General features: G+C 68.0%; 20 protein-coding genes, 1 tRNA gene and 4 pseudogenes. 18 read left to right on the top strand and 7 right to left on the bottom strand.

All coding sequences use genetic code 11. The features are described from left to right. Window positions 1-196: 196 nt before the first annotated feature. Window positions 197-1376 (bottom strand): annotated as a pseudogene (locus BKD26_RS18670) (extracellular solute-binding protein). 292 nt (window positions 1377-1668) lie between these two features. On the opposite strand from BKD26_RS18670, the gene BKD26_RS18675 reads away from it, so the two are divergent. Further along, a tRNA-Arg gene (locus BKD26_RS18675) sits at window positions 1669-1741 on the top strand. Between the two features lie 104 nt (window positions 1742-1845). Here the strand turns inward: BKD26_RS18675 and BKD26_RS18680 are convergent. After that, window positions 1846-3441, bottom strand: a complete 1596-nt coding sequence (locus tag BKD26_RS18680) for a site-specific integrase (protein ID WP_084899242.1) — start codon at window positions 3439-3441, stop codon at window positions 1846-1848. A 149-nt stretch (window positions 3442-3590) separates the two neighbouring features. Between BKD26_RS18680 and BKD26_RS18685 the strand changes: the two genes are divergently transcribed. Together BKD26_RS18685 and BKD26_RS18690 are read left to right on the top strand one after the other, a co-directional pair. Beyond that, window positions 3591-3845: a helix-turn-helix domain-containing protein gene (locus BKD26_RS18685; protein ID WP_241518719.1), complete on the top strand. Its 255-nt coding sequence runs from the start codon at window positions 3591-3593 to the stop codon at window positions 3843-3845. A gap of 116 nt (window positions 3846-3961) precedes the next feature. Next, window positions 3962-4942: a recombinase family protein gene (locus BKD26_RS18690; protein ID WP_084899246.1), complete on the top strand. Its 981-nt coding sequence runs from the start codon at window positions 3962-3964 to the stop codon at window positions 4940-4942. A gap of 70 nt (window positions 4943-5012) precedes the next feature. Here the strand turns inward: BKD26_RS18690 and BKD26_RS18695 are convergent, their stop codons facing one another. After that, the gene (locus BKD26_RS18695; RefSeq protein ID WP_179166589.1) at window positions 5013-6680 is read right to left on the bottom strand and encodes a helix-turn-helix domain-containing protein; all 1668 of its coding nucleotides are present in this window, start codon (window positions 6678-6680) and stop codon (window positions 5013-5015) included. 494 nt (window positions 6681-7174) lie between these two features. Here BKD26_RS18695 and BKD26_RS18700 point away from each other — a divergent pair, with 494 nt between their 5' ends. From BKD26_RS18700 to BKD26_RS18730, 8 genes are all read left to right on the top strand, one after another. Next, window positions 7175-7375 carry a hypothetical protein gene (locus BKD26_RS18700; RefSeq protein ID WP_084899249.1) on the top strand — a complete coding sequence of 67 codons (201 nt, stop codon included), beginning with the start codon at window positions 7175-7177 and terminating at the stop codon, window positions 7373-7375. 446 nt (window positions 7376-7821) lie between these two features. Beyond that, the gene (locus BKD26_RS18705; RefSeq protein ID WP_084899250.1) at window positions 7822-8967 is read left to right on the top strand and encodes a ParB/RepB/Spo0J family partition protein; all 1146 of its coding nucleotides are present in this window, start codon (window positions 7822-7824) and stop codon (window positions 8965-8967) included. Window positions 8968-9300: 333 nt separating this feature from the next. Beyond that, window positions 9301-9477 (top strand): hypothetical protein, encoded by a 177-nt coding sequence (locus tag BKD26_RS40305; protein WP_179166590.1) that lies wholly within the window; start codon window positions 9301-9303, stop codon window positions 9475-9477. 152 nt (window positions 9478-9629) lie between these two features. Continuing rightward, window positions 9630-10043, top strand: coding sequence for a DUF488 family protein (locus BKD26_RS18710; protein WP_084899252.1), 414 nt, complete (start codon window positions 9630-9632; stop codon window positions 10041-10043). A 44-nt stretch (window positions 10044-10087) separates the two neighbouring features. Continuing rightward, window positions 10088-10312 (top strand): hypothetical protein, encoded by a 225-nt coding sequence (locus BKD26_RS18715; protein WP_084899253.1) that lies wholly within the window; start codon window positions 10088-10090, stop codon window positions 10310-10312. Between the two features lie 175 nt (window positions 10313-10487). Then, entirely contained in the window at window positions 10488-11795 is a 1308-nt protein-coding gene (locus BKD26_RS18720) for a hypothetical protein (RefSeq protein ID WP_143662668.1), read from the top strand. A gap of 2 nt (window positions 11796-11797) precedes the next feature. After that, a complete protein-coding gene (locus BKD26_RS18725; protein ID WP_084899256.1) occupies window positions 11798-12700 on the top strand; it encodes a ParB N-terminal domain-containing protein in 903 nt (300 codons plus the stop codon). Between the two features lie 647 nt (window positions 12701-13347). Beyond that, window positions 13348-13596 carry an ATP-binding protein gene (locus BKD26_RS18730; RefSeq protein WP_241518720.1) on the top strand — a complete coding sequence of 83 codons (249 nt, stop codon included), beginning with the start codon at window positions 13348-13350 and terminating at the stop codon, window positions 13594-13596. 384 nt (window positions 13597-13980) lie between these two features. Here BKD26_RS18730 and BKD26_RS18735 read toward each other — a convergent pair. Next, window positions 13981-14910 (bottom strand): annotated as a pseudogene (locus BKD26_RS18735) (TerC family protein); the annotation flags it as partial. 189 nt (window positions 14911-15099) lie between these two features. Here BKD26_RS18735 and BKD26_RS18740 point away from each other — a divergent pair. Together BKD26_RS18740 and BKD26_RS18745 are read left to right on the top strand one after the other, a co-directional pair. Then, window positions 15100-15330: a hypothetical protein gene (locus tag BKD26_RS18740; RefSeq protein ID WP_241518721.1), complete on the top strand. Its 231-nt coding sequence runs from the start codon at window positions 15100-15102 to the stop codon at window positions 15328-15330. A gap of 12 nt (window positions 15331-15342) precedes the next feature. After that, window positions 15343-15576, top strand: a pseudogene (locus BKD26_RS18745) (BlaI/MecI/CopY family transcriptional regulator); the annotation flags it as partial. A 308-nt stretch (window positions 15577-15884) separates the two neighbouring features. Here BKD26_RS18745 and BKD26_RS18755 read toward each other — a convergent pair. Continuing rightward, on the bottom strand, window positions 15885-17324 hold the full coding sequence (locus BKD26_RS18755) for an ISL3 family transposase (protein WP_241518722.1): 1440 nt from the start codon (window positions 17322-17324) through the stop codon (window positions 15885-15887). A gap of 284 nt (window positions 17325-17608) precedes the next feature. Here BKD26_RS18755 and BKD26_RS18760 point away from each other — a divergent pair, with 284 nt between their 5' ends. Both BKD26_RS18760 and BKD26_RS18765 read left to right on the top strand, forming a co-directional pair. Next, window positions 17609-18496 carry a universal stress protein gene (locus BKD26_RS18760; protein ID WP_084899262.1) on the top strand — a complete coding sequence of 296 codons (888 nt, stop codon included), beginning with the start codon at window positions 17609-17611 and terminating at the stop codon, window positions 18494-18496. Between the two features lie 121 nt (window positions 18497-18617). Then, complete coding sequence (locus BKD26_RS18765; protein WP_084899264.1) at window positions 18618-19571, top strand: TerC family protein; 954 nt, start codon at window positions 18618-18620, stop codon at window positions 19569-19571. Window positions 19572-19621: 50 nt separating this feature from the next. On the opposite strand, the gene BKD26_RS18770 is transcribed toward BKD26_RS18765, so the two are convergent. Further along, a complete protein-coding gene (locus BKD26_RS18770; protein ID WP_084899265.1) occupies window positions 19622-20641 on the bottom strand; it encodes a hemolysin family protein in 1020 nt (339 codons plus the stop codon). Next, window positions 20638-22020 carry a hemolysin family protein gene (locus tag BKD26_RS18775; protein ID WP_084899266.1) on the bottom strand — a complete coding sequence of 461 codons (1383 nt, stop codon included), beginning with the start codon at window positions 22018-22020 and terminating at the stop codon, window positions 20638-20640. The genes BKD26_RS18770 and BKD26_RS18775 overlap by 4 nt, the downstream gene beginning before the upstream one ends. Before the next feature lie 415 nt (window positions 22021-22435). Between BKD26_RS18775 and BKD26_RS41380 the strand changes: the two are divergent. The 3 genes and pseudogenes from BKD26_RS41380 to BKD26_RS18790 form a co-directional block, all read left to right on the top strand. Further along, window positions 22436-22772 (top strand): annotated as a pseudogene (locus BKD26_RS41380) (SulP family inorganic anion transporter); the annotation flags it as partial. Window positions 22773-23082: 310 nt separating this feature from the next. Further along, complete coding sequence (locus BKD26_RS18785; RefSeq protein ID WP_084899269.1) at window positions 23083-24417, top strand: hemolysin family protein; 1335 nt, start codon at window positions 23083-23085, stop codon at window positions 24415-24417. Then, window positions 24414-25421 carry a hemolysin family protein gene (locus BKD26_RS18790; RefSeq protein ID WP_084899271.1) on the top strand — a complete coding sequence of 336 codons (1008 nt, stop codon included), beginning with the start codon at window positions 24414-24416 and terminating at the stop codon, window positions 25419-25421. The genes BKD26_RS18785 and BKD26_RS18790 overlap by 4 nt, the downstream gene beginning before the upstream one ends. Window positions 25422-25450 lie beyond the last annotated feature (29 nt).

Genomic DNA, 25450 nt, shown 5'->3' on the forward strand with positions numbered 1-25450 from the left:
GGCCACCGGCGGGTACGGGGCCCGGCTCGTACGGCGGGGAGTGGCGGGGAGGTGCCGCCTTGCTCGGGGTCAGGCTGGGGGCCGACATCGTCGCTCCTCGGTACGGGTCTGCCGTGTCTGCGCTGCCATGTCTGCGCTGCCGGGCGGGGCGGGCCATGGGGCCGGCCTTGGGCGGACCGCCCCGCCCGGCGTCCGGTCACTGGTTGGCCAGGACCTGGTTGACCTGCGCCTCCGCGGTGGCGAGGAGCTTGTCGATGTCGGCGTCCTTGTTGGTGAGGATGCCGGACATCACGTTGTCGAGGACCTTGTAGACCTCCTGCGCCTTCGGCGGCTCGGCCTTGCCGGGCACCGGCGTGTCCATGAAGGACTTGAAGTTGGCGACCGGCATGGTGGCGTTGGCCAGGCGGGCGGCGTCGTCCTTCTTCTTCGACTCACCCAGCCAGAAGTTGGGCTGCGGGACGCCGACGGGAAGCTTGTCGGCCTTGGTGCGGGCCCAGTTGAACTGGCCCTTGCCGACCGTGAGGTTCTTGAAGTTGAGCCAGGCGATCGCGGCCTTGACCTTGTCCGGGGAGATCCCCTTCTTGATCATGTAGTTGTTGCCGCCGGCCAGGGTGTTCCTTCCGCCGGGGATCGGCCCCATGCCGAAGTTCTCGTACTCCGCGCCGAGTTGCTGGACCATGTACGCGATGTCGTCGGGGGCGGCGAGGAACATGCCGAGCTTGTCGGTGGCGATCTGCTTCTGCAGGTCGCCCCACTTCAGCAGCTGGGTCTTGCCCATGCTGTCGTCCTCCCAGCGCATGGCGTGGAGGTTCCTCGCGACCTGCTTGCCGAGCTCGTCGTTGAACGCGGCCTTCTTGCCGCCGGCGTCGACGACCTCGCCCCCGACGCTGTACATCTGGGCGGCGGTGAAGTGCCAGCCGCCGGTGTTGCCTGCGCTGTACTCGCCGAAGCCGGCGATGCCGTCGCCGAGCGCGGCGATCTTCCGGGCGGCGGCGCGGACCTCGTCCCAGGTGCGCGGCGGGGCGTCGGGGTCGAGCCCGGCCTGCTGGAACAGCTTGCGGTTGATCAGCAGACCCATGGAGTAGTTGCTGGTGGGCAGCCCGTACAGCTTGCCCTCGTGCTTGAGCGAGCCGAGGACGTTCGGGTCGATGTCCTTCAGGAGCGGAACCGTCTTGTCGGTGACGTACGCGGTGAATCGTCACCTTGGTCTTCGGGTCCAGCGGGGCGGACGGATCGGAGGACCCGCTGCCCTTGGAAGCGCCGCTGCCGTTGTCGCTGCTGCTCGTGCCGCAGGCGGCGAGCGCGGTCAGCGTGAGTGCGGAGAGGACGGCGACCGCGCCGGCGCGGCGGGTACGGCGGAACCGGGCACTTCTCATGGGTGGTTTCCCTCGGGCATGAACGTGGCGGTGCGGGGCGCGGCACACTCAACCACCCTCAACAAATGACCGCAAGATATCGCGCTGATTTGGTAAATACTCGACACCGCACAGTCGGTCCGATGCGTACCACTCCCCAACAGCTCACTGAACGGAGCACCGCCGCCGCACATGCCCCGCTGTCCGGCACCCTTACGACAGCGCCCGATCGCCTCCCCCACCGAAGCCCGCCCCTCACCGCCCAGCCTCTCTCCACCGCCCGAGGCCGATCCGCTACCCTGTTCAAGGCCCCGCCTCCGTAGCTCAGGGGATAGAGCACCGCTCTCCTAAAGCGGGTGTCGCAGGTTCGAATCCTGCCGGGGGCACAGAGAAATACCAGGTCAGAGCCTGTGTGAGCATGAGAAAGGCCCTCCGTGAAGATCACGGAGGGCCTTCTTACGTCAGATGGGAACGCACTGGGAACATGCCGTCAGGCGGCTGTCTCCCCCAGCTCATCGCTGGGAACCTCGGCCTCCCCAGACGGCTCCTGCTGCTTCCGGGCTCGCGGCACCAGGGCGACCGGAGCTTCGGCCTCGGCCTTCTCGAACTGGGGCAGCACCGAGGTGTAGGTGTCGGCGGTCAGGGAGTAGCTGCTGTGGCCGAGGAGGGCTTGGATCTTCTTCATGTGGATGCCGGCGGCCAGGGAGAGCGTGGCAGCGCAGTGTCGGAGATCGTGGAGCCGAACTGGAGGCAGGTTCAGCTTCTTGATCAGCCGGTCGAACGCCTGTGACAGGTACTCGGGGTGGTAGGCACGTCCGTTCTGCCACGTGAAGACCAGGCCGGTGTCCTTCCACGGCTCCTTCGGGGCCTTGCGGTTTGGCTCGTCGGGCTGGGTCTTGCGGTGTTGCTGCCAGAGCTCGTAGGCGCGGTTCCATTCCTCGCACTCGGCCTGCTGGCGCTGCCGCCACAGCTTGAGCAGTTCGTGGGTCTGTGAGTCCAAGGAGACGGTGCGCGCACCGCTTTCGCTTTTGGGTGTGTCTTCCCAGACGTCGTAGGAGGCGGCGACGAGTTGTTCGCTGATGTGGACGGTACCGATGGTCAAGTTGGTCTCGCTCCAGGGCAGTCCGGCGACTTCGCCTCGGCGCAGGCCCCGGAAGACCATGAGGTGGAACATCGGGTAGAGCCGGTGCTCGGCGACGGCGTCGAGGAACGTTCCGGTCTGCTCGGGTGTCCAGACCATGACCTTGCCAGGCTTCTGCCCGGTGGCCCGCCAGCGGGCGACCCGCTCGTCGGTCCACACCACTGGCTTGGGGCGCACGTACTTCGGCAGGACGACGCTCTTGGCCCAGTTCTCGCTGATCAGCTTCTCGGCGAGCGCGTCCTCGAGGGCGGCGCTGAGCGTGTTGTTCATCTTGAGTTGGGTGCCGGGGCCGGTGATGTGACGCGGCTTGCTGCGCGCTGTTCGGAGTGCGGCCTTGGCGGCGTTCCAGTTCTGGCGCAGCTCGGGCGGCCGGGGGCGGATCGTGCAGGTGCGCCATGCTGTGTGTGCGGCGCGCTCGGCTGCGAGGGCTTCGTCGGCTGCCTCGCGGTTTTGCTGGTGGGTCTTGTTGTCCGCCCAGATGGCTTTGAACATGTCCTGGATGTGGCGGGTGCGTAGGTCGCGCATCTTCAGGTGGCCCAGGGCGGGTATGAAGACGCGTTCGATGTGGTCTTCGTAGCCCTTGCGTGTGGACCGCTTCAGGTCGACGCGCTTGGCGAACCAGCGGCGGAGGAACTCGGCGACGGTCTCGTTCGACTTGACCTGTACGCCGCCCTGGGCAAGCTCCCAGATCTCCTTGCAGGCTGTTGCCGCGTCCTTCTGGGTGCGGAAGCCGCCCTTCTTGGCGGTTTCGCGCTTGCCGCCTGGGCCTGGTGGCAGTTCGATCGAGTAGTACCAGGAGCCGTGGTCACGCCGCTTGAGCTTGGGGCATCGCTTCTCCAGGTAGCCGATCTTGGGTGTGCCGTCGTCCTTGAGGACTGGCTTGCCCTCCTTGTCTGTCAGGGGGCCCTTGCAGGCGCACCGCTTGTAGGTCTTGTCCTCGAACATTGCTGTCCCTCGCCCTTGCCGCCCGTGATCTGGGGGTTTGCCGGTTGTTTCTGTGATCGCGCTGCGATCTGTCTCGATCTTGAGGGGGCTGTCGGACAGTGTTGTAAAGTCGCCTTCAAGTTGGCGCGGGGGAGATTGCGACCAACGACATGGCTGCTCAGGAAGCGGGCGGGCAGGCTTCGGCCGGAGCGATGGGCTTGGAGGAGCTGCTGGCCCTTCCGGCCACGGTCAATGTGACAACGGCAGCACGGGCCTTGGGGATCAGCCGGGACAAGGCGTACGCCTTGATTCGCAGCGGGTCCTTCCCGGTCAGGACGCTCCCGCTGGGCAGCACCGTCCGGGTGCCGACGGCGGAGCTGTGGAAGGTGCTGGCTGTTGAGGGGCTGAAGTCCAGGCATGGGTGATCGGCGCGGCTTTGCCCGCTCTTGTGATGTGCTGCATCCCTTGCATCAGTGTGACCTACCTTGGGTAAAGTTATAAGGGTCAACAGGGGGTCGGTCCAGGCGAGGGGAGCTGTCAGGTGCCACGGCTGTACGGGTTCGAGGACATGGCGTACCGGCGGCTGCGTGAGTCGGAGGCGGCTGCCCTGCGACTGGCGGCAAGCCGCCGCCTGCTGAAGCAGTCGTACCCTGCGATCACGGACTGGATGAACGCCGAGGGGCATCGCACGACGCGCGGTGGGCTGTGGCGGCCGGCCGTGCTGGCGAACGTGCTCGATCACCCGGCGATCGCCGGCCTCACCGAGAATGAGCAGGGCGAGCTGGTGAGCAGCGGCGGCCCGCAGATCATCACGCCCGAGGAGTTCTTCGCCATCCGCGCGCTCCGTCCGTCCAACGATCCCGACAACGATCGGGCGGAGCAGCGCGAGTACCTCCTGACCGGGGGCGAGAGCGTGTGCGGGCTGTGCACCGAGTGGCTTGACGCGTCGCCGTCCGGCAGCGGGAGCCGCGGGTACCGGTGCAGCCCCAGTACCCAGCAGCATCCGGGCGGCTGCGGCAAGGTGCGGATCAACGCCGACCTGCTGGAGACATACGTGGCGGAGCACGTGCTGGCGGAGTTGGCGAAGCCGGAGGTGCGTGCCCTTCTGGAAGCGGCGCGGGACCAAGTGCTCGGCGAGGTCGAGCAGTTGCGCAAGGACATCGAAGCGGCCCGTGCGCAACAGAAGGAGCTCGGGAAGGACTACGCCCGCCGGGAGATTTCGAAGGAGTCCTTCAAAACGGCCGACCAGGAGCTGACGAAGAGCATCCGGGCGGACGAGGTACGCGCGCGGATCCTGGAGCAGGTCAAGCATGCTCCCCTGGGCGGCGTAGCCGACCTGGTGCGGTGGTGGAAGCATGCGCCCCTGCGGGCCCAAAAGGGACTGGTCGTACTGATGTTGGAGCAGGTGGCCGTGTATCCGGCCGCTTCCCGCGGCTCGCGCACGGTCGATGCCGACCGAGTGGCCTTGAAGTGGCGCAAGTGGGATGAGCCTGCCGCGAAGTCGCCTGGTAAATCTGGCTAGATAACCGGTGAGCGCCCCGAATGGCGAGTGGCACCAGGTGCTCAACGACAGCACATGGTGCCAGGGGCGTCTACTCGTTCGCCTGGTCTCTGCCATCCCAGAGGGGGCGTGGCGATGCGTGGGCTCGCGTCGCCTCGCAGACGCCGTAGACGTCGTCCGGAAGAAGAGGCGGCACATCTCCTGGCAATGTCGAGATGCGCCCGCCGATGAACAGGGCTATGACCATCTCGTGGGCGCCTGCGGCACCCGCCAGGAGCGGACGCTGGAGCAGCCGTTCCGCGCTGCGTAGATGTCCCCGGACGGTCTGCGGATGCACTCCGAGCTCGGCCGCTGCGCTGTCGGCACTGGTGTTGTGGGCCAGCCACGCACGCAGCGTGCGCCGCAGATCCCGGCGATCCTGATCCAGCGGGGCGAGGGTCATCTCGGCCCATGCGTGGGCTGTGCAGGTGGAGAGCACTTCTTCGAGGCTCACGGCGTTCGAGGACGGTGGCGTGGGCGGGAGGCTGGCTGCTCGTGCGTCGATCTGGAGAGCCAGGTCCAGGACCGCGCGGGCACGGATGTCACTCAGGTCGAGCTGAAGGAGGTCGCCAACTCGCCTGAACCGGCTGGCGACGGTGTTGCGGTGCACGTCGAGGATCTTGGCCGCTTCCGTGGTGGGGAAGGCAAGGGCAAGGCGAGCTGTGGTGAACAGGTGATCCCGTTCTTGGTATGGCGCGTGGAAGAGGGGCTGGAGGAACGCTTCAGCCCACTGTCGGGCTCGGTCGTCGAGCATGGAGGCGAGCTGTGAGTGGCCGTTGTACTGCCATGTCCGCTCCGGAAGGTGCTGGGCGACGTTAAGGGCGCGGGTCGCGTCCCGGTAGGCGTCCGCGATACGGGTGAGAGCGGTGGTCTCGCTGGCTCCGAGGTAGTGGCCGGGCCGGTCGGCAACGATCTTGCGCAACGTCTCCCCCACCGAGTCGCTCCGGCCGACCCCGGAGGGCTGTCCGGCACCGTCCTCGGCGGGGGCGACGATGATGAGGTGGTTGTCGTAGGCCGGGCACCGCACGACGAGCACGCCGGGCGCAGTCGCTTCTCGTTCGGACCTGGTCCGCTTCCTGGCCAGGCCGCAATTCCTGATGGCTGTCTCGATGACTTCCGCTGTGTGCTCACGCTTGCCTGCCCGGCAGTCCACGACGTAGACACGCACGTCGTCAGCCAGTACCTGGGGAGCGATGCTGGCCGCCGATCGCCGTGCGAGGGCCACTTGACCGCCCATCAGGAGTTGAAAGATCGCCAAGCCGACCTCTGTGGTGGCCTGACGCACCCGCTGCCAACTGGCTTTGAACTCTGTGGTGGGCAAGAGCAATGCCACGAGGTCGGCGACGTGGCCCACGATGTCGGCCACAGCTGCGGGGTACGGCTCTGTTCGAGCAGTCGCCAGGACGGCATGGGGGGCGTGGTGACCGATGGCCAGCAGTCGTGCCTTCAAGGGACCCTCGTCCAGTGTCGCGGACTTCAGCTCCCCGATTGCTACGCGTGACCGCTCGTGTGCTGCCGGCGCCAGAACCGCGCGGGCACCTTCAGGTGCCTGGGCCAGGACTTCGCCCGTGGCGCTGGTCACGGTCACGTGGCCGTCGATGGCATCCGCCAGCCATGCGATCAGGCGTTGCAGGCTGGGGTCGGCGGCCTGACGCCGCATCTGCTCCAGGAGCCCGAGCTGAAGCCGTTCGCGTCGTGTTTCATGCGCACTGATGGGCATGTGAATCCCCGAGATGCCGCATAGACCGAGCGGTCGTGCACGGCGCGGCTCATCGTGGGCCCCCGAACACCCGCGGCCGGCGCGTGGGGACGCCAGCGACTGATTGATCAACATCTACTTTGCGCCAACATCCAAACTTCACACAGAGGACATGTCAATGTCGCACACACCACGGCGTGTTGAGGCGTGCCTGATTGCCCGCAGGGGTATACGGGCGCGCTGACCTGCATGAATGCGTGAAGTCTGCGCTACCGCGCATGCTCCCCCTGTTCAAGCCGCACGCCACTGTGCGCCGTGACAAGCGCAAACACATGCGCTGTGCACGGAGAGTCGGCGCGCGCGGTCGGCACTGGCTAGCGTCATGATCACGCCGAAATTACGGATTCCGCTTGCGGTGCAGGCCGAGCCTGCCAGCGGGAATGGAGCCTGGGCTCGGTGGCGCAGTGACCGGCTGAAGGGAAGAAGCGAACGCCGGTCTTCACGGGAGGAATGGCATGGCTGAGCTGGATCTGAACGCGGAACGCATCACCGCCCTGTCGAGGGAGCAGCCTCCGCACGTAACCGAACAGGGCGCGGCGCAGTCGGGGACCCTTGAGGCGGGCCGTACGGGCCTCGAACTGCTGTCAGTGGTGCCGGGATCCGGGCAGGCCGCGGGGGTGACGGGGGCCGGCGAAGCCAACGGCGCCAGCACATAGATAGACGACATTCTTGAATCGTGTGCTACGTTCGTGGCGTCGCTCCGGTACAGCAGCCGCAGGATCCCGGGCGACTGGCGCCGGTTGTGCGGCGCCTTCCCTGCTCCTCGCGGGTGGCCGACCCCCCGCGCCCCGCCCGCGAGGAGCTGGCCGCAATCGGTGCGGTCGTTGGGGTGCGTGATGGGAGCTGAGCCCGTCGCGGCCGTGAGGCCGCGGCGGGCTCACCTCATATCCGGGGCCCTCTGGAAGCTCCCGACACTGCGACACCCCTCCCTTCATGACGGCCACAAGCGCCGCAAAGCCGAGTGGGTTCCGAAATTGAAATTCGGAAATTAAAAGAAATCCTCACTTGCTTTAGCGGTGTTTGCGATTAAGATATAACTGTAAGAACAAAGGGGAAACCACAAAGGACGGTTTCCCTCGGAATTCAGAAAGGCGCGGGAATTATGTTCGCCAACCTCAAGATTGACGAGATCGCCCCCAACCCGGAGCAGCCCCGCAAGTTCTTCGACGAGGAGGCTCACCAGGAACTGGTCGGCAGCATCAAGGAGAACGGTCTCCTCCAGCCGGTCGTGGTCCGCCCGGTCGAGGGCGCCGAAGCCCCCTACATGCTGATCGCGGGCGAGCGCCGGTGGCGGGCCTGCACGGCGGCCGGCCTGGAGGTCGTCCCGGCCAAGGTCATCGAGGGGGTCAGCGAGGAGGAGGCGTACGTCCTCAGCATCGCTGAGAACGTCAACCGCTCGGACATGACGATCATGGAGGAGGCCGGTGCGTACGCCGACCTGAAGGCCGCCGGATGGACCCCGGCGAGGATCGCCAAGCAGTTCGGCAAGACGGAAACCCACATCACCTGGCGGCTCGGCCTGCTCACCCTGCGCCCCGAGGTCGCCGAGATGGTCGACAAGGGCCAGATCAAGAACAACCTCGCCTGGCACATCGCCCAGCTCAACCCGGCCAACCAGATGGTGGCCGCCATGCGCTACGTGCGGGGCGACTTCGACAGCGAGGCCGAGGCGCAGCACTTCGCCAACGGCCTCAAGATGATGGAGCAGCAGACCTCCCTCACCAACGAGAAGGCACCGACCGCCGAGGAGGAGGACAAGCGGAAGAAGGCCAAGGCCAAGGCGAAGGACGGCCTCGGCAAGGCCGAGGAGGTCCTGATCCCGCTGCTGGAGGAACTGGCGGAGAAGAAGCCGGAGGACCTGGCCGTCATCCTCGGCGACGACCTCGCCCGTCACCTGCGGGTCGTCGGCCGCCTGTACGCCAAGGTGCAGATGGTGCGGAACCTGCTGTCCAAGGCTCAGGGCATCCAGCGGGCCATGGAGGCGGAGTTCAACAAGGCGGCCGTTGAGGTCCAGCAGGAGGCGGCGGCTGCGAAGAAGACGGAAGTGGCGACCAAGCCCGAGGCGGCCGAGAACGAGAAGCCGGTCGAGAAGCCCGCAGCGAAGACGACGGCCAAGCCTGCTCCGAAGCCTGCGGCGAAGACGGCGGCGGCCAAGCCCGCCCCGAAGCCCGCGACGCGGACGGCCACGGCGACCAAGCCCGCGGCGCGCCGGACGCCCGCCAAGAAGGCCGAAGCGACCGCGAAGTAGAACACAGGGGGCGCGGCGGAGGCCGCGCCCCACCTCTCCCCAGGAAGCGGAGGAGCGGGCGCAGCCAGAAGTCCTGACTGCGCCCGCTTCAATTGGAATTCCCTGCCAGATTCCATGTTAATGGAATTGCAAATGTCATAAAATATAAGCACGGAAAGGGAAATTCCCTTCGGGATTGGAGATACGGAAATGGCGGAAAACGGGAAACTGGACTCGGTCGGATTCCATCAGGTCAGGTCGGAGTATGTGGACTGGGGGTCCAAGTCGGCATCCCCCAGGATTCGTCAGTTCACCGACCACCTCTCCTAGCTCCTGGCGGAGGCCCGGGACCTGGTGCCCGGTCCGGCCTCGGAAGTGATCTCCGAGGTGGAGGAGACCACGGCCTCCGCGTTCGCCAATGAGACCAACAGGGTCATCCGGGTCACGGCCAACTATGCGGACGGGCCGGTGGAGTTCGACGTCATCGTCCAGCTCGCGGCCCGGACCTCCTTCGTCTTCTCGGGCGAGTAACAAGACCCGGCCCGGGTTCGCGGGGAGTTCGTTCCTCGCGGGCCCGGTGTCGCCCGGCTCCCGCTCCCCAGGTAGCGGGCGGGGCCAGCAAGACCCCGGCCGCCAGCGCGACGCCCACGGCCGGGTGATCAGCAGTAAGGAAGGAAGCAAGCGTGCTCACCCTGTTCACCAACCGGTTCCAGGCGTTCCAGCCCCCGCAAGGGGTGCCGGTGCGCATCACCCTGGGCGGCGTCCGGTTCAAGCTCCCCTACTCCCTCACCCACTCGGTGCGGGAGCTCGCGCCACGTCGGGCCTACCTCAACGCGCCCGAGCCCGAGTTCACCGCGGCCTACCGGGCCGACCTCGATCAGCTCGGCCCCGAGCGGATCGCGGCGCGGCTTCGGCAGATCACGCAGGCCGAGGGTGATCACCGCCTGGTGCTGCTCTGCTTCGAGGACCTGGCCAAGCCGGGCCTGTGGTGCCACCGCCGCGTGTTCGCCGCCTGGTGGAAGGACGTCACCGGAGATGAGGTGCGGGAGCTGTCTCCCGTGGCGGATAGTGGCTTCCAGCAGGGCACCCTGCTGTGAGCGGTGTCGGCGCAGTTCAGAGCGAAAGACGGGCGGGGAGGAACATGATGAGGGACCTGAAGGCCGTCAAGCCTGGCTCCAAGATCGAGGTGAGGCTTCGGGGGCATGAGGACATCGCGGACGGCGTGTACCCGGCGCAGGTGGACTTCGTTTTCGATGATCACCTCATGGTCTGGGTGGAACCGGGCGGAGATGAGGGGTTCGCCGTCGCGGTGATGGAGGCCGACGACTCCGGCGTGTGGCTCTGGAGCAAGCGGCCGACCGGTTGAGAAGCCCCTCCTGTCGAGACTCCGTCAAGTCAAAAGATAGATGACATGATTCCAAGGGGCTGCGTGCTCCTTGTGTAAGGTTTCAGCGCAGCGCCCGGCCCCGGCACCCCGCCGAGGCCGGGCGCTGTCGTTCGTCGGGAGGCGAGAGATGTTCCAGGGCACCATCCCGGGCCCCATGCGCTCCATCGTGCGCGAGACCGCCAGCCAGTGGCCCAGCGGCCCCGTGTACGTCCCGTGCTGCGGGAACTTCACCATCGAGCGCAGCGTGGCCGGCATGGGCTTCGCCCTCCATTCCTCCGACGTGTCCATCTACACCAGCGCGGTCGGCCGGTGGCTCACCCGGCAACCGGTCGGCATCCAGCTCCGAGAGGAGAGCCGAGACGAACTCGGTTGGCTTGCGGACTCCTTGGACGACGGTGTCGGCACCGTCGCCACGCTCATGCTCGGCACGCGGTTCCTCGCCAGTGTCGGCCGCGAGGGGCTATGGCACGAGCGGGTCGTTCGCTCCTACCGGGAGCAGTGGAAGGTCAAGCACGCGGAGACGGTCGAGCGGCTGTCTGGCTCGGACATCGAACTGGCCTCGTACGAGGTGGAGGACGTGCGCTCCTGGCTCCAGAAGGTCCCTGGTGATGCCCCGGTGTGCTCTTTCCCTCCCTTCTACGGCGGTGGCTACGAGAAGCTGTACGAGCCGCTGGAGGCGCACTTCACCTGGGACGCGCCTGAGTACGAGCCGCTGTCCGACGACGACGTGGTCGGCGTGCTCGGCGCGATCACGGACCGGCCGTACTGGCTGACTGCCTCCAACCACGACGTGCCCGAGCTGCACCCCTACTTGCGCGGCGTGATCAAGGCGACGCCACGCGCTGCTCCCTTCTACGTGTACGCCAGTCAGGCCCGGACGAGGATCGTCGCTCCGCGCCAGCCGATCGAGCCGGTGAAGGTCCCCCGCCTGCGCGAGGGTGACCAACTCGTCGGTCCGCTGCGGCTGTCGTTGCTGAAGCCCGGCCAGTTCAACGCGCTGCGCTCCCGGTACCTCAACCCGAAGATCGCGCCGGGTGCGGCGAACCTGGCCGTCGCGGTGAAGGACGGCGGCGGACGGCTCCTGGGCGTGTTCGCGATGGCCCCGAGCACGTTCACGCCGGACGAGGCGTACGTGCTCTCGGACTTCGCGGTCGCGCCGACCGACTACCCGCGGTTGTCGAAGCTGATCGTCCTCGCGGCCACCAGTGCCGAGGCGCAGTTGCTGTGCCAGCGGGCGTTCTCGCGGCGGATCCGCAGGGTGGCGACGACGGCGTTCAGCAACAACCCGGTGTCGATGAAGTACCGCGGGCTGCTGCGGCTGCACAAGCGCAGCCCGTCGAACGAGGACGGCTGGAAGTTCCAGCTCCAGTACCAGGGGGCTATGGGCCAGCACACGCTGGCCGAGGCCCTTCAGACGTGGGCGAAGCGGTGGGGCGCCCAGACGACGAAGACGGGAGTCTGACCATGGAGGAGACCACTCGCCTCGCCCCGCCGCAGATGGTGCAGGGCGACCCGCGCACGCTGACACTGCTCGACGTCAACGCTCGGTTCCTGCCGCACGAGCAGTTCCGGCAGCTCGTGGCGAACATCGAGCGGGATGGCTGCCTGACCTCGACGCCGCTGGTGTGGAACGACCGCGATACGGGGCGGCTGGTCGTCCTGTCCGGCAACCACCGCACGCTCGCCGCGATCGAGGCCGGCCTGACGCAGATCTGGTGGATGCAGATAGACGAGCCGCTGCCCCGCCAGCGGCAGATCGCTCTCCAGCTCTCGCACAACGCGATTGCGGGCCAGGACGATCCTGCGATCCTCAAGGAGCTGTACGACGAGCTGGAGTCGGTGGAGTGGCGGCAGTACACGGGCCTGGACGACAAGGCCCTGGACCTGCTGGAGAAGGTGGACGTCGCCTCCCTGGGCGAGGCGAACCTCGACTTCGCCAGCGTGCAGTTCATGTTCCTGCCCGATGAGCTGGAGCGAGCCGAGGCCGCCTTCGACGCGGCCCGGTCCACGGCGACGGCGGACCAGCGGTGGGTGGCCGGGCTGGAGCAGTACGAGCCAGTGCTCGATGCGCTGGAGACCTCCCGAGCCGCGTACAAGATCGGCAACAGCGCGACGGCGCTCGGCGTGATCCTCGCTGTGTTCGAGCGGCACCTGGGCGAGCTGGCCGAGGGCTGGTTCGACGCGGCTACCGGGGAGGCGACCCGGGCGGGGACGGCGCCGCTGGAGACCGTGTTCGGCGTTCGGGACGTGCCGGTGGAGACGGCCGCCGTCGTGCGGGCGGCCATCGACCGGATGGTGCAGGACGGCACCGTACCGGCCGACGAGCCGTGGCGGGTGCTGGAGGTGCTCGCGGCGCCAGAACATTAGTACTCCCGCTGACATTCTGGGTGCCCTTGTTTCCCGGCAAGCCCTTACAAGAAAGCAATGCCGACTTGGCCCAGGAGGCGCCCAGCCCGGGCGCCCCCTTCGCGCCGTGGGCCCGTTGATCATGCGCTCATGCTGCCCCGCCACCTGGCTCGGAATGCTCCCAGGGCTCTGGAGAGTGGCGAAGTCGGTGTGCGCCTGCTCGACCGCGTCCGCTTGCCGCTTCCCGTGCTCGGCAAGCACCGGTAGATGCTTGACGGACCCCGGGTTTCGGACCTTCCGGTGGCCGGTGGGGACGATCAGGCTGGGCTTGATCTGTTCGACGCTCTCGCCGCCCGCGCGGCGACGCAGCATGGTGTGCAGCGTGTCGTCGGTGGTGCCGCCCGGGCACCGCAAGCGTCGATCCTGGGTCTGTGCTGTGCTGGTTCGGGAGCATTCGCACTCGGTGACCGTGTTGCTCGGGACGAGCGTGGCGGCGTGGTTTAGCGGTGCACGAAGACTGATATGAGCCGCTCGTCAGCCGCCCGGTCCTGTCTGCCGTGGCCTTGGACAGCAGCGAGCCGATCGCTGTGGCCCGGCGTTTTGCCCGCCGATTCATGACCGAGGTGCAGGCCGTTCACGGGCTTCCGGTCTCGGAGTGAGCGATGGGCATGGTGAAGCTGGTGACCAACGCGTTCACATACGCGTCAGGACCGTGCCTGCTGGACCTGGAGGTCAGCGGCGGCGCTGTGGAGATCAGCGGATGGGTGACCTCCCCGGCCCTGCGGCCGGCCTGTCCTGCTGATGCGGGCTGGGTCGGGCGGCCTGAGTTGCGGCGCGAGACAGTGGGTAAGCGCGTGAGGGCCGCGATCGTGCTGGCCGACGAGCCCGGCGGCGGGGCCCGGGACCGCCTGATGTGACGGGCGGCAGAGGATCCCCTACCGGGCCTGGGAGTGTCTGCGATTGGGGTCCAGCCGAAAGTCGGGACAGTCGCGGTTTTGACACGCGCCTGGTCCCCAGACGGGAACGAATACGCCGAGGGTCTTGTGGCGGTGTACTGCGGTCGGCACCGGCTTCTTGCAGGTCGGACACAGGTACGCTTCTCGCTCGCGCTTCATCTTGACCATTTTTTTACGATATGCCCGTACTGGCGGGTCGGGAAGCCGCCCCGAGCGCGGGCGGCCGTCCCGCCCCGGTGAACTGGCGGGGGGGTCAGGGGCGTCCACCACAGGTGGTGGACCGGGCTGCTCGGTGACCCAGGAGGCGTCCCTCTGTTCGTCGGCCTGTTCCGGAATGTGCAGCGGGGCGGGCCTTCTGAGGCTGAGCACCACGGAACCCGTCAGGACGACGACGATGACCGCGAGGCTGATCGGTGAAGGGATCTCCGGGATGCTGGGGCTGATCATCTTGTGGGATGCCTGGAGGATGAGCTTGACCCCGATGAAGCCCAGGATGATCGCCAGGCCCTTGTTCAGGTAGTGGAAGCGGTCCAGGAGCCCGGCGAGCATGAAGTACAGGGCCCGCAGGCCGAGGATGGCGAACGCGTTGCTGGTGTAGACGATGAACGCGTCGTCGCTGACCGCGAGGACGGCCGGGACGCTGTCGACGGCGAAGATGAGGTCGGCGGCCTCGATGGCGGCGACCACTGCGAGCAGCGGGGTCGCCACCCGCTTGCCAGCTTCTTTGACGAAGAACTTCGCTCCAGCGTACTCGTCCCGGACCGGGACGATCTTGCGGAGCATCCGTACAGCGAAACTCTTGCCCGGGTCGAAGCTCTCCTCCTCGTCCTTGAGGAGTTTGTAGGTGCTGTAGAAGAGGACGGCGGCGAAGGCGTACAGCACCGCGGTGAAGCGGCTGACCACGGCCACGCCAAGGGAGAGGAAGATCCCGCGGAAGACGAGCGCGCCGATGACGCCGAAGAACAGCACGCGGTGCTGGTAGGCGCGGGGCACCTTGAAGTAGGCGAAGATCACGGCGAAGACGAAGAGATTGTCGACCGACAGGCTCTTCTCCAGCAGCCAGGCCGTCGTGTACTCGGTTCCGGCGGTCGTGCCCAGAACGAGGAAGACGACGGCGCCGAAGATCAGGGCAAGGCTCACCCACAGGCCACTCCAGGCAGCTGCCTCCTTGAAGCGGATGACGTGCGCGGTGCGGTGGGCCAGCAGGTCCACCGCCAGCGACACGACCACGGTCGCGGCGAACACCATCCACAGCCAGAGCGGGACCTCAAGCACGCCGAACACCCTCACTCTTGACCCGCGCGAAATACGCCAGCCTTATACAGGAGTGTCCGGCATGGCGCGCCCGGGAGCACGCGGAGCAGGTGAGCCCCACCAAAGGCATGATGTTAGAGGCGGTAGTTCCTCAGGAGGTGCGTGATGGCGCGCAGTCACCACTTTCACCTCGATGCCAGGAGCCACTCGGTGACCGTGAGCATCCACGGCGGCCATCCCGGGCTGGTCGAGCTGCTCGTCGACGGCAAGGAGACCGGTCGCGTTCCGCTGCGGGGCCATCGCCCCCAGGTTTTGACCGGGGAACTGCCCACGGATCCGCCGCTGCCTGTGATCGTCCGTGTCGTTCCGGGCCCTGGCACGCCCCGCTGCACGGCAGTGATCGACGGTGCGGAGACGCTGATGTCCCCGCGTGCCTTCTAAGGGAGATGCGTAATGGCGGATCGGACCACGGGGGGCGCCGGTCATTCCCGTCGGCGCGGGCGGGGCGCGCTGGAGGCGGAGATGCTTGGGGCGCTACGTCAGGCATCCACGCCAGCGACCGTCGGATGGGTGCAGGAGCGGCTCGGCGGTGACCTTGCCTACACCACTGTGATGACCATCCTCACGCGGCTCCATGCCAAAGGTGCGGTGGTTCGGGAGCGGGTGGGCCAGTCGTTTCAGTGGACTCTGATCAGCCGCGGCGCGCCCTAGTCACCCTCGCGGGAATCGCCGCTGCCGCGCTGTTTCCGCGCCGGTAGCCGCTCTCCGGCCGGGCGCCCTCCGGCCGGAAATGGCCTCCGGCGTTCACCGCGGGAAGCCTCGCTGCCTGGGGTGCGGCGGCCGGCACCGCCGCCTCAACCATGTCCTCGGCGAACTCGGCCATCACCCTGTACTTCATCCTCCACGCGGCCACCCCTGTCGGCGTACAAGCGAACGTGGCCCTGGCAAGATTTCCGTGAAACGGGGCTGTGCAACCGTGCGCCGGTGACGCTCCGTCACAGGTAGCTGCGTCGGAGGTGCGCCATGAGGACGACGCGGTGGCGCAGGAGCGGAACACCGGCGCGGCCGGCCATGATCCTCTTTTGGAGCTTCAGATCCGTGATGCGGCCTTCGTTGACGCCGGAGTTGAACGGGGTGGTGATCCCCTGCACGACTGCTGGCTGGTCTTCGCGAATGGCGTTGGCCAGGCTCGCCAGGGCAGGCAGGCCAGAGTCCGCGAGTTGGTCGAGCCAGTCCGGCAGCGGGGCGGCGTTGCGGGCATCGAGCATGGCCGCGAACTGCCTGACCAGAGTGTGGGTTTGGTCGAGAGATGGCCATCGCGCCGCTGCGTCGCGGACCCGCTGGTAATGGCCGCGGTAGCCCTTGGCGGCGATCTCCTGGTGCAGCACGGTCGCGGTTTGCTCGCCTTCCTCCCAGCGTTGCCGCAAGTAGTCCAGATACGGGTCGAGGCTCGTGGACCGGCGGGGCGGTGTGCGGCGTATGCACTCCTGCCAGGATCCAGCGCGTGCGTACTTGGCCACGGTGCGGCGGTTCAAGCCGAGTTCGCGGGCTATCGCGCTGAGACTGCGGGCTGTACCGGTGTATTCCTGGACGGTCTCGAACAGTCGCTTCGCGTGACGGCGGGCGGGAGTATCGGCCGCCTCGCGCGGTTCGTCCGACGGCGGTGGGGCCGGTTGGGGTTCAGGTACTGCGGCGGTCAGGCAGTCGCGGTGGGCCGCGGCGATGTCCGAGACCCGCTTCGACAGCCCCTGCCACAGGTGAAAACGGTCGCTGACCTGCACCGCGTCCGGGGCTCCCTCGGTGATGCCCTGTCGGTAGACCAGCGAACCGTCCCGGCACACTACCTCGACGCCGGGATGCGCACGCAGCCAGGAGGCCAGTTGCTCGGCATCGCGCCCGGCCCACAACTCGATCGGCAACCGCCTGTCGGCATCCACGAGCAGCGTGCCGTAGACGTCCGCGTACAACGCGAAGTCATCCACGCCCAGCACCCGCGGTGTCGCGGCCGACGGCAGCCGGATGCGCATCAACTGGAACAGCACACTTGTCCGCGACAACGGCGTCTTCAAGATGCGCAGAAGCCGGGCCCCGCCGCGGCCAGCGAGCAGCACCCCGGCCATCTCGACCAGATGCTGCAGCAGCGGACTGCGACGCTGATAGCGCACCGTCAGCCCCTCCACCTGCTCGGCAAACGTCCGCCGACCGCAGTCCGCACTGTCACAGAACAACCGCCGCACCATCAGACTGATCAGCACCGGGCGGCCACCGGCAGCGACATCGGCCAGCGTGCGGGAGTACCGGCTGTGCACCCGCGCAGAACCGAGACCGCAGTCCGGGCACGCCAGCGTCAACTCCCGGGTGCAGGCTGCGATGCGGACCACGCCGCCCGCCACCCACACTCGCTCCACCCGCACCGCATCCAGATGCGGAGACAAGATCTGTACGAGGTCATCACACTCGCTGACAGTGCAGCTACCTGTGACGGAGCGTCACCGGCGCACGGTTGCACAGCCCCGTTTCACGGAAATCTTGCCAGGGCCACTCAGACGAGTACGCCGACAACCCCCCTGGAGCGGACGGTGAACTCAGTCGCGGATCGCCTGGGACCGGTGGCAGCGGCACGGGGCCATTGCGTGGCGGATGGTGTGACGGCAGGGGAAGCTGGAAGGGGCAGGCGGTGACGCCTCTGCCCTTCCATCTGCTGGCAGGAAGAGGCACGATGAGTGGGCCGGTCGTCGTCGGCGTGGACGGCTCGCCTTCCGCGCTCGCCGCTGTGGACGTCGCAGCGCGCGAGGCGCGGATGCGAAAGGTGGAGCTGCGGGTGGTTCATGCCTTCACGTGGCCGGCCATGCACGCCCCGCCCGGCGCGTCGCCGCTCGGCCCTCCGGCCGGGGCCCTGCGGGAGGCGGTTGACCACCTGCTGGCGCAGGCGGTCGGGCGGGCCGAAACCGCAGCACCGGGGATAGAGGTGAGCCGCGCGGTGCTCCCGGGTGTGCCAGTGACCGCGTTGGAAGCTCAGTCGCGCACCGCGCAGCTCCTTGTGGTGGGCCATCGCGGCTCGGGAGGCTTTCTGGAGCTGTTGCTGGGATCGACCGCAGTCCACTTGAGCGCGCACGCGCGCTGCCCGGTGATGGTCGTGCGGGGCCGCCCGGACCCGGCCGGGCCGGTGGCGGTGGCCGTGGACGGCTCCCCACAGGGGCAGCCCGCCGTCGCGTTCGCCTTCGCCGAAGCCGCACTCAGGGGCGCGGATCTGCTGGCCGTGCACGCGTGGTCCACCTGGACCGACCACGGCGAGCACCACTTCGGCGATCCGGTGGACCTGACAGACCTGATCGGTGATGCGGACCAGCTTCGGGCGGAAGAGAACCGACTGCTTGCCGAGGCCCTGGCCGCACATCGCCGACGGTACCCGCAGCTCACCGTCCGCACCTCCCTGCTACGCGGGCGGACCCGTCCGGCCTTGATCGAGGTGAGCGGCAGAACGCAGCTGATGGTGCTCGGCGCGCGCGGACGAGGCGGCTTCACCGGCATGCTGCTGGGGTCCGTCAGCCAGGCGGTGCTCCATCACGCCCATTGCCCCGTCACCGTGGTGCGCTCCGGCCTGTAGTCCACGCTCGAGCGGGGCTGGGCGTCTGCCCCGGCCCGGACCTCTGGAGTTCTGACCTTGCCGCGGGGACGTTGCACTGTGTAGCCGGTTCGCTCCGGGCGAAACGGGCAATGCTGACGATATGGACGTGCCTTTCGTGGCGTGGGTCATCTTCATCGCCTTCTTGGTGGCGGTGCTGACGCTCGACTTGTTCGTCGTTCATCGTCACGCCACGGAGATATCTCTACAGGAAGCGGCGTGGTGGAGTGCGCTGTGGGTGGTGCTGGCCCTGGCCTTCGGGGCCATTTTGCTGTGGTGGCAGGGCATGGTGGCTGCCGAGGAGTACCTGGCCGGCTACCTGATCGAGAAGAGCCTGTCGGTCGACAACATCTTTGTGTTCGCGCTGATCTTCGCTCATTTCGGGATCCCGGACCAGTACCAGCACCGGGTGCTGATGTGGGGCATCATCGGCGCCCTGGCGATGCGAGCGGTGTTCATCGGCGTGGGTGCGTCACTCCTGGACGCCTTCCACGTCACGATCTACGTCTTTGGCGCCATCTTGCTGCTGACCGCGTGGAAGGTGCTGCGGCACGGCGGCGCGCAGGTCCGCCCGGAACGCAACATCGTGCTCAGGGCGATGCGCCGCGTGCTGCCGGTGACGGACGAGTTGCACGGACAGCGCCTGCTGGTGCGCACCGCCGCCGGCTGGGCCGCCACGCCGCTGCTGGCGACGCTGGTGGTGATCGAGACGACGGATGTGGTGTTCGCCGTCGACAGCATTCCGGCCATCTTCGCCGTCACCGAGAACACCTTCATCGTCTTCACCGCGAACGCCTTCTCGCTGCTCGGCATGCGGGCGGCGTACTTCCTCATCAGCGGTGCCGCGCGGCGCTTCCGCTATCTGCAGACTGGCCTGGGAGTGATCCTGGCCGGTGTCGGCGTCAAACTCCTCATCTCCGACTTCTACAAGGTGCCCGTCTGGGCGTCGCTGACCTTCATCGTCACCGTGCTCGCGGTCACGTTCGCCGTGTCGTGGCGCGCGACCCGCACCACGACGGTTACAGGGGCGGGCCAGGGCCGGGGCCGCCACGGCTGAGTACGCGAGGGACGTTCACACCGCCCGCGAGGATGCGGGTAGGGCTTGCGTCACGTGCGGTGTGAGCCCAGCAGGCGGCTGATCAGGTCGTCCAGGCTGACCAGGCCGGTCAGCCGTCCGTCGCTGTCGCGTACGACGGCGAGCGAGGCGCGATGGCTCCGCAGTGCCTCCACCGCTTGGGCGACGGTGGTGTCCTGGCTGAGCTCGGGCACCGGGCGGGCTAGCCCACCCGCCGTGACCGGGCGGTCCTGGGCTCGGGCGGCGAGAGCGTCGCGGGCGTGTACCGAGCCGAGGACTCGGTCCTCGTCCCTCACCAGGAGCCGGGTGCGGTCCGCGGCGGTGGCTGCGGCCAGGATCGCGACGGTGTCCGCGCCCGCGGGCACCTGCGCGATCCGGTCGGCGGGGACCTGCAGGGCGCCGATGGGGGCTTGCGGTTCGGTCAGGGAGCGGGTGATCAGGGTGGAGTCGCCTGCGCTGATCAGCCCGAGGCGCTGGGACTCAGCGACCAGGTGGGTGAGCTGTTCGCGGTTGTGGACGGAGGTGAGTTCCTCGCGCGGGGTGACCCTGCACAGCCGCACCAGTGCGTTGCTGACCTGGTTGAGGATCCAGATCAGGGGCCGTACCAGGCGGATCAGGGCGCGGAAGGGCGGTGCGAGGAGCATCGCGGAGCTTTCCGGGTGGGCGATCGCCCAGGATTTCGGCGCCATCTCGCCCAGGACCATGTGGAGGAAGACCACGACGGCCATGGCGAGGGCGAAGGCGATGCCGTAGCTGAGCCCGGCGGGCAGGCCCAGCTTGAGGAGCAGGGGGTCGATCTGGTGGGAGAGGGCGGGCTTGGAGACGATGCCCAGGCCCAGGGTGCACATGGTGATGCCCAGCTGGGCGCCGGCCAGCATCAGGGACAGCTCCCGCATGCCCGCGAGCGCCGAGCGGGCGCCGCGCCGGCCGTGGGCGGCTGCTTGTTCCATGCGGTGGTGCTTGGCTGCGACCAGGGCGAACTCGGCGGCGACGAAGAAGCCGCTGCCGATCAGCAGCAGGACGGTGACGAAGGCGGCCATCATCGGATTCATGCGGGCCGCTCCTTGCTGCGGTCGGACTCGGTCCCCGTGCTGTTCCGGTCGGCGCCGGGCACAGGTTCGGGAAGCTGCTTGATGTAGATGCGTTCGGGTACGTGCCGGTCCACCTCGGTGACCTCGATCGTGGCCCGGTGGCCGTCGGTGAGGTCCACGGTGACCTGGTCGCCGATGACGGGCAGGCGCCCGAGCCGGTCGATGACGAGGCCGGCGACGGTCTCGAAGTCGGCGTCCTCCTCGTCCGATAGGGCGATGCCGGTGGCCTCGGCTGCCTCATCGATGCGGCGGCCGGCGTCGATGAGCCAGCCATCGCCGTCGCGGACGGCCAGAGGCACGACGCGGTCGCTCTCGTCGGCGATCTCCCCGACGAGCTCTTCGGCGATGTCCTCGAAGGTGACGATCCCGGCCAGCCCGCCGTGCTCGTCCAGCACCACGGCGAACTCCTCCCCGGCTGTTTCCATCTGCTCGACCGCGCGGGGCAGGGAGAGGCTGTCGGGGAGGAACAGCGCCGGGCGGGCCAGAGACCGGGACGTCTGCTGGGCGAGCCGGCCGGCTGGCAGCGGCATGAGCTCACGGACTCCGACGACGCCCACGACGTCGTCGGTGCGCTGTCCGATGACGGGGTAGTGGGAGTGGCCGCGGCGGGCGATCAGCAGGGCCACATCTTCGCCCGAGGCGGCCTCGGGGACGGTGTCGACGTCCACCCGGGGCACCATCACCTCGGCCAAGCGTCGCTCGGAGAACTCCAGCGCGCTCTCCAGCAGGTCGGCTGTGGCCCGGGGAAGCTGCCCGTGATCGTGGGACTCGCCGATCAGGTGACCGAGCTCCTCCAAGGTCGCCCCGTGGTGCAGCTCCTCCACCGGCTCGATGCCGACCCGGCGCAGGATCTTGTTCGCGGATGCGTCGAAGACGCGGATCACCGGGCCTGCAACCGTCAGGTAGGCCAGGGTGGAGGCACCCAACGACTTGGCCAGCCGCTCGGGAATCGCCAGTGCGAGGTTCTTGGGCGCCAGCTCGCCCAGCACCATCTGGATCACCGTGGCCAGGGCGAACGCCAGCGTCAGCGCGATCCCGCTCACCGCGGCGTCAGGGATCCCGGCCCCGCTCAGCAGCGGACGCAAAAGCTCGGCCAGAGCGGGTTCGGCCAGGAAGCCGACCACCAGGCCCGTGACGGTGATCCCCAGCTGGGCACCGGAAAGCATGAACGACAACCGCTCCAGCACCTTCACCGCCCGGGCCGCCCGCTTGTCACCGGCCGCGGCCTCACGGGCAAGCGCAAGGCGGTCGGCAGCGACGTAGGCGAACTCCTGGGCCACGAAGTAGCCCGTGCCCGCGGTCAGCACCAGCACGGCCAGCAAGCCGAGAACGGCACTCACAGGACACCACCGCACTCGCCGCGACCAGCCGGGCTCTGGCGGGACACTCGGGGACTATGCCCCGACGGGCCCGTCGAAGATGCGGACAACGACCTTCTCCTTCACAACGATCCACCGGTACGGCAGCCAATACGCCGACAGGCGCCCCTTTCGGGCATCTTCCCCCGCCAGGCGCCGCGATACTGGTGTGGCGGACTGAGGCAACCTTATGCTTCTACATGTCTGTAGAGAACTCGGGAGTGCGCCCGCGGGTTCCCGGCAGCGGCCAAGGGCCTCTCGTAGTGCACGCCCGCCGCGTCCGTCCTGACCACCGCACCGTGAGGGACTGATGTTCTCCCGTTTACCTGCGCCGCCCCCCGGCTGGCAGGGATCGGGCTGGTCCTCGTCCTCGGACAGTCGTACGCGTGTTCAGTGCGCGGCCGTGGACCGGATGCATGACGGTCCGCGCACCGACTACAACCGGGAACTGATGGCCCAGGGGGCGGGCAAGGCGGTGTGCGGGCTGCTCGGCACGCTGCCGATGACCGCGGTGATCGTACGAATCTCTCGCGCGTGCTGCACGGGTGTGGCTGCTGCTGTTCGCCGCCCTGGTGCCGTTATGGCGCGGGCACCGCGGCGAGGCGGTCGTCCTGGTGATGACCGCGCTTGCCATGCTCGTGACGAACCTGTTCGAGGGCGTCCTGCTCGGGCTGTTTGCGGCCGCGGCGAAAGCAGCCAGGGAAACCTCCGTCGTTCACCTGGAGGTCGACGACAGCCACCCCTCAGTGCATCCGTGTCCGGCTCGCTGGCAAGGCCGCTTTCGGTGGGAGCGCAGGGCACGGGAGGTCGGGCGGGAGAGTCCGAAAAGGCCACCCCCGCCGCTTCACACACACCTCCTCTGGTCGGGGACTTTGCGAGCCCTTTAAAGTTGTCGCGCGGATACTTGTCCGACCAGATCCCCCGGACCGTGATCGGTCCGGCCGAGTGAAGAAGGAGCAGCAGACCCGCAATGGGTGAACCTCCCAGTACGAGCCGTGCCACGCCTTGCCCGCAGGTTCTTGAGCCGGGAGCGGGGGTGGCACGGTGACCGAAGTCCTGCTGCTGCTCCTCGCGCTGGCTCTGACGCTGGCGTGCGCCGTGTTTGTAGCCGCCGAGTTCTCTCTCACCACCGTCGAGCGCAGCGAGCTCGAACGCGCCGCCAAGGCGGGTGAGCGTGGCGCCGATGGCGCCCTGAAGGCCGCCAAGCGGCTGACCTTCCAGCTGTCGGGTGCCCAGCTGGGCATCACGGTGACCTCGCTGGTGATCGGCATGCTCGCCGAGCCTTCCGTCTCCGCCCTGCTGCGCGAGCCCCTTCAGGCCGCCGGGCTGCCCGCCGGGGCCGTGTCCACCACCGCGACCTTGCTGGGTGTGGCGATCTCAACCGTCGTGCTGATGGTGGTCGGCGAGCTGGTACCGAAGAACTGGGCGATCTCTCGGCCCTTGGCCGTGGCGAAGGTGGTCGCCGGCCCGCAGCGGGCCTTCACGGCCGCCTTCTCACCGCTGATCCGGCACCTGAACAGCACCGCGAACCATATAGTGCGCCGCTTCGGCCTGGAGCCCGCCGAGGAACTGGCCTCCGCCCGCACCCCCGAAGAGCTGGCCGCCCTCGTGCAGCACTCCGCCCGCCAGGGCGCTATCGAAGCCGACTCCGCCGAGCTGTTCGTCCGCACCCTGCACCTGGGCGAACTGACCGCGGAGAACGTCATGACACCGCGGATCGACGTCCAGGCCCTGGGGGCCCACGCCACCGCCGCGGACGCCGCGAACCTGACCCTGGCCACCGGCCTGTCCCGCTTCCCCGTCTACCGCGACACCCTCGACCAGGTCATCGGCACCGTCCACATCCGCGACGTACTCGCCCTGGAAGAGCACAAGCGACCGCTCACCGCTGTCACCGACCTGATGACCGAGCCGCTGCTGGTGCCGCACTCCCTGCCCGTGGACACCCTCCTCGGCCGCCTGCGCAAGGCCCGCACCATGGCCGTGGTCATCGACGAGTACGGCGGCACGGCCGGCGTCACCACCGTCGAGGACATCGTCGAGGAAGTCGTCGGCGAGGTCCGTGACGAGCACGATCCGCTGGAGGTCCCCGACCTCATCCAGGCCCCCGACCAGGACGGCCGTCCCGTATGGGAAGCCGACGGCAGCGTCCGCCTCGACGAGCTGGAAGAGATCGGCCTCACCGCACCCGAGGGTCCTTACGAAACCCTCGCCGGCCTGATCGCCACCCGCCTGGAACGCATCCCCCGCCAGGGCGACACCGTCACCGTCGACGGCTGGGAACTGTCCGTCCTCGACATCGAGCACCACCGCGCCGACCGCGTCGCGATCACCGCACCGGCCCCCGCGCCCGCCCACGTCCCGGAGAAGAGCCGATGACCGCCATCCAGCTGCTAATCGGCGCCTTCACCCTGGTCACCAACGCTTTCTTCGTCGGCGCCGAGTTCGCCCTGATCTCCGTACGCCGCAGTCAGATCGAACCCGCAGCCCTCAAAGGCAACCGCCGCGCGAAGACGGTCCTGTGGGGCCTCGAACACCTCTCCGCCATGATGGCCACCGCTCAGCTCGGCATCACCGTCTCCTCCCTCGTCCTCGGCGCCGTCGCCGAACCGGCCATCGCTCACCTGCTGGAACCCCCCTTCCACACGGTCGGTGTACCCGAGGCACTGATCCACCCGATCGCCTTCGCCGTCGCCCTCACTCTGGCCACCTACCTGCACATGCTGATCGGCGAGATGATCCCCAAGAACATCGCCCTCGCCGCCCCCGCGCCGAGCGCACTGCTCCTCGGCCCGCCCCTGGTCGCCCTCACCCGGGCCCTGCGCCCGATCGTCTTCAGCATCAACGCCTTCGCCAACACCCTGCTGCGCATGCTGAAGGTCGAACCCAAGGACGAGGTCAGCTCCGTCTTCACCGACGACGAACTCACCCGCCTGATCAAGGACTCCAGTGCCGCCGGCCTTCTCAGCCCCGAAGACGGCCAACGCCTCCAGGACGCCCTGGAACTCGGCACCCGCCCCACAGGCGAAGTCATGGTCACCCTCGACCGGATGGCAACCGCCAGCCACGACATCACCCCCCGCGGCCTGGAGCGTGCGGCTGCCGCCCACGGCTTCTCCCGCTTGCCGGTCACCGGACCCGGCGACGAGATCCTCGGCTACCTCCACATCAAGGACGCCCTCGGTATCACAGACCGCACAGCACCGTTCCCGCGCAGCGCCTTCCACCCGATCATCAAGGTCGCCCTCGACACCCCACTCGACGACACCCTGACAGCCATGCGCGCGACAGGCAGCCACCTCGCAGCGGTCACCGGCAGCAAGGGCACTGTCCTTGGCTTCGTCACCATGGAAGACGTCCTGGAAGAACTCGTCGGCGCCTGACCGAGATGTACAACGATGGCCGGCGTCCT

Source organism: Streptomyces sp. CB03238 (genome assembly GCF_002099185.1).
In the GTDB taxonomy this organism is placed as follows: domain Bacteria; phylum Actinomycetota; class Actinomycetes; order Streptomycetales; family Streptomycetaceae; genus Streptomyces.